Consider the following 13,775-nt stretch of genomic DNA (forward strand, 5'->3'; position numbering starts at 1 on the left):
CAACTTTTCTTCTGGTCATATTGAGCTAAATTTCTTCTTCAAACTACCTTTTAAAATGCTTTTATTAGTTTTTGTCATAATACGATCAAATACTCCTAATAACCTCTTAAGTAAGCTTGGGGTTAGCGAAGAGATAGGATTAACAGATACGTTGTTGTTTTTATCATCACCATTTGCTTTGTAGTCTATTGAAATAATCCCCCTACTCTTCCCACCAGTCAGAAGTTTTCCGATTATAGGGATTTTCAACAAAGATTTGTTAATTGAGTATGCCGGTATTACTTGTCCTTCAACCTGGAATTTATAACCCTTAATATCGAGCATACCACTAGTGCTAATGCCTAGTTCCGCTCCTTCAAGCCAAGATTCTTCAATTTCAACAGTGCCATCTTTATATGAAAAAGGTGCATTACACTTATAAAAATGTACACCTTCGTTCTTTATAGCATTTACAATACCAGGCAGTGAAGACATTGATAATAAAGTGGTAAGCAGTGGAGCATCTTTGATATAGAAATTGCTGATAGATAACATACCATAATGTTCTCCATTTTCTCTCTTAGAAGATAGATAAAGAGATAATTTGCCATTTTTAACTGATTTACCAATACCTAAAGAACGCAAAAGCATACCTGAATTATCCGCGTATATTTCAAGCCCTATTTCACTATGTTCTACTAGTATATTACTGTTATCTTCTAAAAACTGTCCTGTGAATTGACTTCCACTACAATCACCTTTAGCACAAGTTACATTTAGCTTAGCATCTTTTATGATAATTCCTTCTTTCATAATTATATTATCAACATTCATAGTAACTTCTATTTTGTTATTTAATCGATTACTATCTTTGCCAAGTAAACCTAACACATCACTTAAGTTGATTTTCTCACCGTGAATAGTTATGGAATTTTTCTCCTTACCTGATTCAATTTCTATACTAAAATTATTATCAGGTAATTTAAAGTTGCTAGAATTTAAATATAGATTTCCATTTTCTACTCTTCCGCTAAATTTTATGTCTAGATCATTTCCTACAACATCTAGTTTATCTATTAGTAACTTACCTGCTCCTTTTAGCCTTGTAGAAAATAAAACTTCATTGTGATCTTCAAAATGGTTTTTCCACCCTAAGTAGCTTGAACGCAACTCGAGCTCTGATAAATCTATATTACCATTAACATATCCTGTTTTGTCTTGATACATTACTGACTCTATATTTACATTGATATAACCATCACCGAAATTAAGTATTTGAGCAGGTAAATCTCCAGTCAAACTCCAGGCAAAATTTTCATTTTTATTGCTACTTTTGAGGTCAAATAGCAGCTGTGTATTATTTACCATACCACTGCCATTTAAATCAATAAAATCTCTGCCGAAATCAAGCTTAATATCATACTTACCAAGACTTTCATTATATACGACCAAATTATCAATTTCAGAATAGAAATTTGCTGAGAAGTCCACTTTTTTACTATCACCATTTAGATTAAAAATACGAAAATTGAATATAGAATTTGCTATTCCACCTACTTTATCTCTTTCAAATTTTACCACATCATCCAGCTTAAATTTTATAGGCTCATATAACCCATAAGCATCACTTACAGCCTGACCATTAATGGTAAGAACAGAATCTTCTTTATTGAGAGAGTTCATTTCAATATGACCACTATTGATAGTAAAATTCTGAAACTTAGCTCTATTTACAATAATTTTGAGATTGTTATCCTTGAGAGTTAACTCACCGTTCAAGTTCTCTACTCGTTCAAAATCCTCATCAAATTGAACGCTGCCATTTTCTATATCAGCAACAATTACAATATCTGACAGATCATCATTTATTAAACTATCGATTTTACCGTTAAAACTTATAATTGTATTTATAATATTCCCATCAATATTATTACAATACCACTTTCTAAATTCATTGTTCACTAGACCATCTGGTACATAAGTACATAAATCTCTTGCAACAAGTTTACTAATATTAACTCTAAGCAAAGCATGATTTGTGCCAAAGTTCATTTTGCCAATCAAAGAAAGGTAAGTATCATTTAACTTAAAATGAAAGTTTTTTACGCTAATGATTTCATCACTATATGTCAAATTTACATTTACATTAGTCAAGGCTAAGTTTTTACCTGAGTGACTCTCTGTATTTAACACGTATATGTTTCCATCCATAACTTCATCCTTTCCATTAATTCTCATTGAGAAGTTCCCTTTGAACCCTATTTCTTTGTCCAAATTATAACTTTTAACTAGTGTGGAAAACTCGTTAAATAGCCCCAACTTTAGGTTATAAAATGTTCCATACAAATTTAACAAATTATTGCGATTTTTTATCATAATAGATAAATCATCTAGAATCCCCTTTTTATCTTTTGTATGAACACGAATATCCAAAACATTAAAATTTTCCTCCTTTCCTACATATACTTTATCAATGAAGAATTCACCTTCCATATTTTTATTGATAGCAATGTTAGTAATTTCAATCCTTGAGTCTGCATTTAAGTAGAAAAAAATTTTTCTTATTGTCTTCAGCAGATTTTTTGTACTACTCATCTTATCTGTCATTACAGATGTTGTTATTCCTCTGGTCTCTTCCTTCTTGATATATATGTGTACATTACCAGCTAAAACCTGAGAGAACTTTTTGGAACTTAACTTAAAGTGTACGAAAAGCTCAGGAACTTCTATGGTAAAGTCAGGATTTGCTATTTTTAAATCTGTAATGACTAGCTTGCCATCTTTCTGCCAAATAACCGAGGTACTCTCCATGCTGACATCCGAATTGGTAAATATCTTTAATATTTTTTTCTTTATATAAAAATTAATATAACTAATATTGATTTCTAAAGGACCTTCCCCTTTAAAAGGGATAAAGAAGCAGAATATAAATAATAAAATTATAGAAAATGATAGAGCTATTTTTTTAAGCATCGATTATTGCTTTTCTTGCTAAGCTGTCGGCTTCTTCATTGTATTTATCACCATTATGCGCTTTCACCCACTTCCAGCTAATCTCATGTTGCAAAGCAACATCGTCTAATTCTTTCCATAATTCTATATTTTTTACTGACTTCTTATTACTTGTTTTCCAGCCGTTCATTTTCCACTTATTTATCCATTCTGTTATACCGTATTTAACATAGAGGCTATCCGTATACAAACTGATATTACAAGGAAATTTTAATACCTTCAGTCCATTGATCACTGCTGTTAACTCCATTTTATTATTTGTAGTATTTTCTTCTCTACCACAGATGTTCTTTCTATGATTTTGAAATAATATGATTGCTGACCATCCCCCTAAACCAGGGTTACCAAGGCATGCTCCATCTGTATATATTGTCACTTCCTTTTTATTCATCTTTACTGTAGTGAATGAATTAAAGTATACCGTTACTTCTATGAAAATACTATTTTTATAGATATAGAGGCAATTTAAGCCACACCTTTAAATTTTATTATGGAAACAAAAAAAAGTGCTACAACGAGTATTATTAGAAGAGAAAGTAAAAGATAGTTTTTATGTTCTTTCATAGTTAAAATAAGTCAATAGAACAAAAAATAATACTAGCAAATAGAGAAAATAGATAAGAAATTGAGTAAGAAAACATTTTTTTCTGCGAGCTATGACTCTTAAGCCTTATAACTGATATGGCAAACCAAATAAAAACGCAACCTTCAATAATTGCCATACTGAGGTAGAATAATGACTTTTTCAAAAATAGTGCTGGGAGTAAGCTAGTTAATACCAACAATACACTATAAATTAATATATGTTTTCTTGTCTTTTTCGGTCCATGGATAACATTAAACATTGGTATCGATGCTTTTACATAGTCCTCAGATCTATTTAAAGATAGAGCCCAAAAATGTGGTGGAGTCCACATAAAAATTATTAAAAATAGAATAAAACTTTCCCAACTTACAGAGTCAGTTACAACCGCCCAGCCAATCATTGGAGGAAAAGCACCTGCTGCACCACCGATAACGATATTCTGCGGAGTACGCCTTTTTAGCCAAATTGTATATACGAAAACGTAAAATAATATGCTAACTGCAAGTAAAGCAGCAGAAACATAGTTCACTGCTATTGCCATGATAAATACTGACAATATTCCAAGAGTTATACCAAACTCAAGCGCGCTTTCTGCAGAAACTCTACGTGCAGGTATAGGACGATTTTTTGTCCTTTCCATAACCAAATCTATATCTCTGTCATACCACATATTTATTGCACCTGCAGATCCTGAACCAAGAGCAATGCACATAAGAGATATTAGTGCAAGGAAAGGATGAATGCTACCTGGTGCAGCAACCATCCCAGCAATTGCAGTAAACACTACAAGGTACATTATCCTTGGCTTCAGCAAATGCCAAAAGTCCAATATTGTCGATTCAACGTTTAACAAAGCACTTGTATACACTTTATTTTACCACTGGTGGCTTTTCGAAAGTATGAAAAGGTGGTGGTGAAGATACCGTCCACTCTAAGGTATCACCCCCCCAAGGATTATCTCCAGTTTTTTTGCCCCACTTAAAGAGATGTATAACTATAAATACAAAAAACATAACTGAAACAAAGGACATATATGAGCCAATTGAGGATATATAATTCCAAGGGATAAACGCGTCGGGATAATCAGGTATACGCCTTGGCATACCTGCTAATCCCAGGAAATGCTGGGGTAAGAAAGTGACATTGGTGCTAATAAAAGTGAGCCAAAAGTGTATCTTTCCTAAACACTCTTTATATTGCTTACCTGACATTTTGCCTATCCAATAATAAAAACCGGCGAAAGCTCCAAATAATGCAGCAAGCGACATGACATAGTGAAAGTGAGCAACGACATAATAGGTATCGTGCAAAAGCTTATCTATTCCACCGTGAGAAAGAATTATCCCTGTTATACCACCTCCAACAAACATGAAAATAAAACCTAATGCAAATAGCATTGGTGTCTTCAATTCAATCGCTCCACCCCACATAGTTGCAATCCAACTAAAGACTTTTACACCAGTTATAACACCAATGAAAATTGTGCTAGTGCTAAAAAATATAGCAGCATCCTCGCTAAGCCCAACAGTAAACATATGGTGAGCCCAAACCATGAAGCCAAACGTTGCTATTCCTATCATAGCATAAACCATTCCCATATAACCAAATACTGGCCTATGAGAAAAAGTTGACACAATCTGACTGATGATACCAAATGCAGGAAAAATAATTATGTAAACTTCTGGATGACCAAAAAACCAAAACAGATGTTGAAATAACACAGGATCACCACCACCAGCAGGATCAAAAAAGGAGGTACCTATATTACGATCAGTGAGCAGCATAGTTATAGCACCAGCAAGTACCGGTAAGGCAACAATTAACATAAATGACGTGAGTAAAATAGACCAAACAAATAGTGGTATCTTAGTGAGTGACATACCTTTTGCACGCATATTGAATATGGTAACTATAAAGTTGATCGCCCCAACAATTGATGACATACCAGCAATATGAAGTGCAAGTATAGCAAGATCAACTCCTGCACTTGGGTGGGACATAATTTGCGACAAAGGTGGGTATAAAGTCCATCCTGTTCCAGGACCTTCGCCAGCAAATACCGAGAAGATAAGCAAAATAAAAGATGAAACTAACAACCAAAAACTTAAATTATTCATACGAGGAAATGCCATATCTGGTGAACCAATCATGAGAGGTACGAACCAATTACCAAATCCTCCCATTAAGGCTGGCATTATCATAAAAAACACCATTATTACCGCATGCCCTGTAATCATTACGTTATATAGCTGGTAATTATTGTTAAGTATATTAATGTGCATTAGCTGAGTACGAATAATTACCGATAATAATCCACCAATAATTCCAGCTAATATGGAAAAAATAATGTATAGTGTCCCTATATCTTTGTGATTAGTAGAAAACAGCCAACGTCTTATACCTTTTGGTACATCACTCATATCTATACTCCAAACTTAACTTACTAATTTTTTATCTTCAATCCACTTATTAAAATCTTCTTTACTCACTGCTTCAACAACAATTGGCATAAATCCATGACCTTGACCACATAGTTCATAACATTGCCCATAATAAATACCGGGCTTTGTAACGTTAAACCATGCTTCATTCAGCCTACCTGGTATTGCATCAATTTTTATACCAAAAGCCGGTATTCCCCAGCTATGTATTACATCTCCTGCTGTCACTTGTAAACGAATATTAGTATTGATAGGTAAAATAACGTTATTATCAACAGAGAATAGTTTTAAATCTCTTTCGGTAAAGTCTTCTTTTCCTTTTATATAGCTGTCAAATGAAATACCTTGATATTCTGGGTACTGGTAACTCCAATACCATTGATGACCAATAACTTTTAGTGTTATGTCAGCTTTTGGCACTTTCTCCTGTAGTTTAATTAATTCAGCATTTTTAAAAGCCAATACCCCAACAATAATCGTTGGTATAACAAACCAGATAATTTCTACAAAGATATTATGAGTTATTTTACTAACATTTTTCACTTTGCCCTTACGAAAGCGAAATACTACATAAGCAAGCAGGGCCCATACAAAAAGCATAATTGCAATCATTACACTCATCACAAACGAATGTGACTTAACTACAACCTCCATTATCTCAGTTGCAGGCGCAGGAAATCCAAATTGCCAAGAAGTAGGAGCAGAAGCAATTGATATGTTTGAGTAAAACATTATCAATAATGCAAATAACTTCACCATATTTTTTGCTGTAAAACTAACTGTATAATAATATATATAAACTTACTATGCAAACAGAGATTATAGAATGTACACAAGTGTTTTGCTAAATATTGAATCAAAAGTAAATGATGATTAATGTTTTTTTAGCATTTAATAAATATAATAATACGATACTAACTTGAGGAAAAAGCATTTACATGAATCTATTTTAAGTTAGGTATTTACTTTAAGGAAATTCTATAATAAGTTTAATAGTGTCTGTTATTGCTAATAACCCTCTAGCCTCACACCTAAAAGCAGTAACAGACACTATTAAACTTTAGGTAAGTTTGTCTATTTATAATTCATTAAGGTAAAAATCTTACTAATTCCTTTAATTCTATTATACAGCTGAGTTTACTAATTAACCTTTAATGTTTACGTTAGCATTTGCATCTTAAATCAAAGATTTACATATTATAGAAAATAATTATAAAATAATACACTACTTGTGTATAAATTTTTTTTTGCATATCAAACTCTGTAAACAAATTTTTTAGAAAAGCCAAATAAATTATCTCTCTATGAAAGATCTATCGAATGTTGCAATTATAGGTGTAAACAAGAACGATAAAAGAGTGCGGGATTGAGTAACTATATATACTTCTACTGGCATACCAGGATATAGGTATACGTTTTTAAATTGAGCAAGTTCTGATTTTGGTATCACCACTCGCACTGAATAATAACGCCCCATCCTTGGATCATCAAGAGCATCAGGGGAAATATGGTTTACTATACCGTTAATTAAACTTAAGCGACGTGCACTATAAGCGCTCAACCTTACTTTAACTTTCAACCCTTCTAGTCCGTCAATAGAGACTATATTGCTATCTTTCTTTTTTGCTGACAGTATCTCTTCTATGTTTCTGGTTAGAACTTTAGCATCTATTATTAGATCATCATCTGATGGTACTATACTCATGATTGGAACTCCAGATTGTATAACACCACCTTCAGTGTGGTATCTTATATCTGTAACTATACCATCTTGAGGTGATTTAATTATTGTACGTGCTAACGAATCTTCAGCAACCATCAGCCTCTCTTTTAAGTCTGCAATAGATGTATTAACTTCCTTAAGCTCAGCATTTGCTCTTTCTTGAGCATCATTCTTCACATTTATAATCTCTAACTCATTTTCTCCAATCTTTTGCTGTACTTGAGATATTGCAGAACGGTAATGTCCAACTCTACCCTCAATTTCAGCAAACTGTTTTTCTAAAGCTAAAATGTGTGGTTTGCTTATATGGCCACTATCAAGTAATTGTCTTTTTGTTTCTAACTCCTCAGTTATCAAGTCATATTGCTTATGGGCTGCATTTAGTTGAAAATTTAGCCCTGCTAATTCATCATTTAACTGCTTTATACGTTGTTGCAGTATGTCAGTTTTTCCTAATATACTCTTTCTCTGAGAGTTGAACAACTTTACCTGATTCTTTATCGCTTTATTTACAAGTTCATCGTTAGATAATCTTTTAACCTCATCAGAAAATTCTAGCGTATCTAAGTCTCCCCTAATTGAAATAAGTCTTGCTTCAGTTGCCAAAAGTGATAAGAGTTTTTCTTTAATTATACTCAAATTTGCCTTTTCGTTAACATCACTTAATAAAACTAAAGGCTCATCTTTTTTAACTTCTTGACCTTCTTTTACTAAAATTTTGCTTATTATTCCCCCACCCAAGTGTTGCACTATTTTTCTATTTGAAGAGACAATAACTTCTCCACTTGCATGTACTGCTCCGTCAATTGGAGCTATAGCTGACCAAATACCACCTATTCCAAAAAAGATGAATATCACCACTAAACCAAAAAATAGTGGTCCCCATGTGACTTTTAGGACTTCATTTACGTTATTACTCTCACGTTTAAAAATAAAATTTATCATCGCATCAATCCATGCGAACGTCTTATCCAAAAACTGATATTTCTTCTTTCTATTTCCTGCCCTTTGCATGTCTATATCATCACTACCAATCAAGCCTGTCAAAGAAAGTCCAGCACTAAGCTTTTTTAACTTACTCATTATAATACTACTGCGAATTCTTGTTAACCAGGATAACACACAAAAACAAAGAATCTATACCTTAAGTACTTTACTTAGACTACGGAACATCAGAATAAACTATTTAGTAACAATTCTTATACTCTATTGAATGGTTCAGCATTAGGCTAGAAAATCAAAAAGGTTTTACAATAACCATAATAACTATAATTATTATTAACACTGTTACTGCTTCGTTTAAAACACGAAAATAAACGTGAGTTTTCTTATTCAAGCCCACTGAAAAATTTTTCCTATGTTTTGCAAGTAGACCATAAATAGCAAACATTAAGAATAATGCTAGCGCTTTTACATGAAACCACCCTTCGCGATATGCTTCCCTAATAATCATTAGCATAATTCCAAAACTAAGGGAGAAAAGCATTGCAGGGTTTATGATATATCTAAGGAGTCTCTTCTCCATTATTTGAAGTAAGCTGTCATTTTCTGACCCTGGTTTTACAGATGCATGGTAAACATAAAGCCTTGGCAAATAGAGCATACCTGCCACCCACATAATTACAGAGATAACGTGAAAAGCTTCAAGCCAGTGATAGTAGTCCATATAGATAGTATTATAAAATGTTAAAAATTTCTGGTATGATCTCAATTTAATAAAAGAAAGTCAATATGAAAGCAGAAAATTTCACTAAAGAACAGGTGATTGGATTCTACAGAAAAATGCTTCTCATACGCAGATTTGAGGAAAAAGCAGGACAATTATACGGAATGGGATTAATAGGCGGATTCTGTCACTTATCAATAGGGCAAGAAGCAGTTGCAGTTGGGACTCAAGCTGCATCAAAATCTGGTGATGCTTTTATCACAAGCTATAGAGACCATGGCTTAATGCTTGCATGTAATTCTGATCCGAATGTTGTGATGGCAGAACTAACCGGCAAAGAAACAGGGTGTTCAAAAGGCAAAGGTGGCTCCATGCACATATTTGATGTTGAAAAAAATTTCTTTGGTGGACATGGAATAGTAGGTGCACAAGTCCCAATTGGTACAGGAATAGCATTTGCTAATAAATACAAGAAAAAAGATAACGTTGTATTCACATATTTTGGTGACGGTGCTGCAAATCAAGGACAAGTATATGAATCATTTAATATGGCATCTTTGTGGAAGTTACCTGTGGTTTATATCATAGAAAATAACGAATACGCAATGGGAACTTCTGTGCAAAGATCAACTTTAGTAACTGAACTATATAAAAGAGGAGAGAGTTTTGGTATTCCTGGAAAACAAGTTGATGGAATGGATTTTTTCTCTGTTTATGAGGTAACAAGTGAAATAGCTGAGCACGTACGTGGGGGAAAAGGACCTCTCTTGCTTGAAATGAAGACATATAGATATCGTGGCCATTCGATGTCAGATCCTGCTACTTATCGCTCAAAAGAAGAAGTTGAAGATATGAAGCAAAATCATGATCCTATAAGCACCTTAAAGCAGTATATAACAGACAATAAAATCGCTTCTGATGAAGAATGCAAAGCTATTGATAAGGAAATACGAGATTTAGTAAAAAAGTCAGAAGATTTTGCTAAAAATAGTAAAGAGCCAGGCATTGATGAACTATATACTGATGTTTATAAATTTGTTAGCTAATCAGTTGCCATCAAAATTATGTTTTGGCCTACTATAGATATTTTTTGGCAGCACTTAACTTTATTGTCCCAAATTTGGGAGAAAAACCCTGGACTTGAAGTCCATCCTTTCAAGAATATAATTTGAAAGGTGAAAAATTTAGAAGAATGTGAAATATTATAGAAAGAGTAGTCATTCGGTATACGATTGCACTTATCATATAGTATGGATTACTAAATACAGATACCCAGTTCTTGTTGGAGACATAGGGCTAAAAGCAAGAGCAAGCGGTATACCAAGTAGAAATTATCAGAGGTAAAGTAGCATCAAGCCATGTCCACATATATGTTTCAGTACCACCATATTTGAGTATCAGCAAATTAGTACAACTGATAAAAGGAAGGTGCTCGAGGAAAATACAGCAGAATTTTCCAGAATTGAGGAAAAAATATTGGGGGAATCATTTGTGGGCAGTTGGCTATTTTGTCAGGACTACCGGAAATGTGACTGATCAAATGATAAAGGACTACATTGAGAATCACTCTAAAAGAGAAGATAAATTTGGTGACTTTCAAGTCGAAAATTAGCATTCCATGCTCTCTCTCAATCTATGGATTTCAATCCATAGTGGTTGAATATATAACAGCCTAGTCAATAGAAACTGTAGTAACTCTTATATTATTGATATACACCGCTCTTGGATCATAGGTTAAATGAGTTTTATTTGACTTTTTGTGCTAGTTTGCAGAATATAAAGTTATTAATTGAATAAAATACATGACAAAAGAAAACTGGGAGACAGTAATTGGACTTGAGGTACACGCTCAGGTTTCTTCTAAGACAAAGCTATTTTCTAGTTCACTAACGGAATTTGGCACTGAGCACAACACTCAAGTTTCTCTAGTTGATGCAGCAATGCCAGGTACATTGCCAATATTAAATTATTTCTGCATAGAGCAAGCAATACGTACCGGTCTTGCAATTTCTGCAGAAATTAATAAATGCTCTTACTTTGACCGGAAAAATTATTTTTATCCCGATTTACCACAAGGTTATCAAATAACCCAATTCTTTGAGCCAATAGTTAAAAATGGCAAAGTTTTTATCAATAATAATGAAAAAGAAATAAGAATTGCAAGAATTCACTTAGAGCAAGATGCAGGAAAGAGTATTCATGAAGAAAGCAAAACTTACATAGATTTAAATCGTGCAGGTGTTGCTTTAATGGAAATTGTTTCAGAGCCAGATCTTCGTTCATCTGCAGAAGCTGCAGAATTCATGAAAAAATTGAGGCAGATTTTGCGTTACATCGGTTCATGTGATGGTGATATGGAAAAGGGGTCACTTCGCTGTGATGCAAATGTTTCTGTTCGCCCAAAGGGTAGTAGCATATTTGGCACTCGTTGTGAAATAAAAAACTTAAATTCAATACGTTATATTGTACAAGCTATAGATTATGAAGCACAAAGGCAGATCGAAATTTTAGAAAGCGGAGGAGAAATAAGTCAAGATACTTTATTGTTTGATGTCACTTTAGGAAAAACAAAAGTGATGAGAAGCAAAGAAGATTCAAGTGACTATAGATATTTCCCTGAACCTGATTTGCTACCTGTTGAAATAAGCCAAGACAAAATTGATTCTATTAAATTATCTTTACCCGAGTTGCCAGATCAAAAAAAACCTCGATACATAGGGGAATTAGGTATCAATGAATATGATGCAGACGTTATCACTTCTGATAAAGAAATTGCCGATTATTTTGAAAAATTAGCAAAAAAGCATGATTCAAAGATTGCAGTTACCTGGTTAACCGTTGAGCTTTTCGGTCGTTTAAATAAAACAAATATTGATATTGTTAGCTCTCCAATTAAAGCAGATGATTTATCCGAGCTCCTCGACTTTATCGTCGATGGAACGATCTCTGCTAAACTTGGTAAACAAGTTTTTGATATTATGTTTGAAACTGGAAAGCCTGCATCCCTTATTATAGAAGAGCAGAATCTCAAGCAAATAACTGACACATGTCAAATCTCAGAGGTAATAGATAAAATCATCAATGACAACCAAGATAAAGTTCAAGAATATAAGGGTGGTAAAACAAGATTGTATGGGTTCTTTGTTGGTGAAGTCATGAAATCCACCAAAGGAAAAGCCAGCCCTGATGTCGTAAACTTGGTTTTGAGTGAAAAATTAAAATTGAGTGCCTAGGTGTACGGTCCCAGATCTTTTGCTATTTGCTTGACTTGTTTCTTTACATAGCTTCTAATTTAAATTCTGCTGTCTATTCTCTTTCATTCATAACCTTTTGCAAAACGTTTTTGCTTTCTTCTCTGCTGGTCACTATTGCTTATATAAAGCAAGTACAGTACTGAATGATGTTGCAAGCACTCAGTTCGGCAATATTATCGATTTAAGACGAAGTTAAGATTTCGATTTTTTATTCAAACTCTTCTGAAAGTTTTTATACATATTGAAGACATCTTGATAATTTAGGTGAGTGTAAACTTGAGTAGTTTCAAGGCTTGAGTGGCCAAGGAGCTGTTGTATTGATCTTATGTCAATATCTTCCTGAAGCAAATGAGTAGCAAAACTATGGCGAAATGCATGTGGAGATAAAATTTCTGGTAAGTTTAAAAATCTTCTTATTTTTTGCAAACGATTAGCAACATAAGTTCTTCCCAATTTTTTTCCTCTTACCCCCACAAAAAGATGTCCCGCTTCGTCAAAATGGGGACAAGCTTTTATATATTTTTGTATACACTTTTTTACTACTGGAAGAATAAATACCTGCCTTTGTTTATCTCCCTTACCTGTTACTATTAAACTTTCATTGCTAATATCACTAACCTTAAGATTCAGTGCTTCAGTGATTCTTAAGCCCGTACCATATAGCAGAACAACAATTGCAATTTCTCTTTTTACCACCCAAGGCTCGCCTAGATCAGGCAATTTCATTTCTTTCAATAGAGTTTCTATGTTAGATATTGAAAGTGCTTTAGGTAGAGTTCTTCTCTGAATTGGCCTTGATAAAGAAAATACCGCTTCATTATTTATTTCATAATTGTTTTTTATATATTTGAAAAAATTTCTGATTACTGACAATGCGCGAGTGTTAGATCTCGCATTTACACCTCTTGCATAACGAGAGGTAAACCAACTTCTCAGTTCAGGTATGCTTAATTTTTCTAAAGAGCCAACATTTACTTCTTCACCAATGTGAGTATTTAGGAAACTTATAAGATCTTTGAGGTCCCTCATGTATGACTCCAAAGTGTTTGGTGAGTAAGACCTGTTGTACTTTAGCCAATCATACCATTTTTCAATGATTGAACCGAGGTCCACA

10 protein-coding genes and 1 pseudogene are annotated in these 13,775 nt (G+C 33.5%); 3 read left to right on the top strand and 8 right to left on the bottom strand.

The window, feature by feature from the left end; genetic code table 11:
* Positions 1-15: 15 nt before the first annotated feature.
* The 7 genes from ABWU52_RS05095 to hemJ form a co-directional block, all read right to left on the bottom strand.
* Complete coding sequence (locus ABWU52_RS05095; protein ID WP_353276457.1) at positions 16-2,952, bottom strand: AsmA-like C-terminal domain-containing protein; 2,937 nt, start codon at positions 2,950-2,952, stop codon at positions 16-18.
* On the bottom strand, positions 2,945-3,382 hold the full coding sequence (gene rnhA / locus ABWU52_RS05100) for a ribonuclease HI (RefSeq protein WP_353276458.1): 438 nt from the start codon (positions 3,380-3,382) through the stop codon (positions 2,945-2,947). The genes ABWU52_RS05095 and rnhA overlap by 8 nt, the downstream gene beginning before the upstream one ends.
* A 175-nt stretch (positions 3,383-3,557) precedes the next feature.
* On the bottom strand, positions 3,558-4,445 hold the full coding sequence (locus ABWU52_RS05105) for a heme o synthase (RefSeq protein ID WP_353276459.1): 888 nt from the start codon (positions 4,443-4,445) through the stop codon (positions 3,558-3,560).
* A 1-nt stretch (position 4,446) separates the two neighbouring features.
* Positions 4,447-5,997, bottom strand: a complete 1,551-nt coding sequence (gene ctaD, locus ABWU52_RS05110; RefSeq protein WP_353276460.1) for a cytochrome c oxidase subunit I — start codon at positions 5,995-5,997, stop codon at positions 4,447-4,449.
* Between the two features lie 15 nt (positions 5,998-6,012).
* Positions 6,013-6,777 (bottom strand): cytochrome c oxidase subunit II, encoded by a 765-nt coding sequence (coxB, locus tag ABWU52_RS05115; protein WP_264374714.1) that lies wholly within the window; start codon positions 6,775-6,777, stop codon positions 6,013-6,015.
* A 535-nt stretch (positions 6,778-7,312) separates the two neighbouring features.
* The gene (locus ABWU52_RS05120) at positions 7,313-8,824 is read right to left on the bottom strand and encodes an HlyD family type I secretion periplasmic adaptor subunit (RefSeq protein ID WP_353276461.1); all 1,512 of its coding nucleotides are present in this window, start codon (positions 8,822-8,824) and stop codon (positions 7,313-7,315) included.
* A 154-nt stretch (positions 8,825-8,978) separates the two neighbouring features.
* Entirely contained in the window at positions 8,979-9,407 is a 429-nt protein-coding gene (gene hemJ / locus ABWU52_RS05125; protein ID WP_353276462.1) for a protoporphyrinogen oxidase HemJ, read from the bottom strand.
* A gap of 65 nt (positions 9,408-9,472) precedes the next feature.
* Here hemJ and pdhA point away from each other — a divergent pair, with 65 nt between their 5' ends.
* From pdhA to gatB, 3 genes and pseudogenes are all read left to right on the top strand, one after another.
* On the top strand, positions 9,473-10,453 hold the full coding sequence (gene pdhA, locus ABWU52_RS05130; protein ID WP_353276463.1) for a pyruvate dehydrogenase (acetyl-transferring) E1 component subunit alpha: 981 nt from the start codon (positions 9,473-9,475) through the stop codon (positions 10,451-10,453).
* A gap of 148 nt (positions 10,454-10,601) precedes the next feature.
* Positions 10,602-11,019: pseudogene (gene tnpA, locus ABWU52_RS05135) on the top strand (IS200/IS605 family transposase).
* 190 nt (positions 11,020-11,209) lie between these two features.
* Entirely contained in the window at positions 11,210-12,640 is a 1,431-nt protein-coding gene (gatB, locus tag ABWU52_RS05140) for an Asp-tRNA(Asn)/Glu-tRNA(Gln) amidotransferase subunit GatB (protein ID WP_353276464.1), read from the top strand.
* Between the two features lie 213 nt (positions 12,641-12,853).
* On the opposite strand, the gene ABWU52_RS05145 is transcribed toward gatB, so the two are convergent.
* Positions 12,854-13,774: a tyrosine-type recombinase/integrase gene (locus ABWU52_RS05145; protein WP_010401376.1), complete on the bottom strand. Its 921-nt coding sequence runs from the start codon at positions 13,772-13,774 to the stop codon at positions 12,854-12,856.
* Between the last annotated feature and the right edge of the window lies 1 nt (position 13,775).

Origin of the sequence: Wolbachia endosymbiont (group B) of Villa cingulata (genome assembly GCF_964028285.1) — a bacterium.
In the GTDB taxonomy this organism is placed as follows: Bacteria; Pseudomonadota; Alphaproteobacteria; order Rickettsiales; family Anaplasmataceae; genus Wolbachia.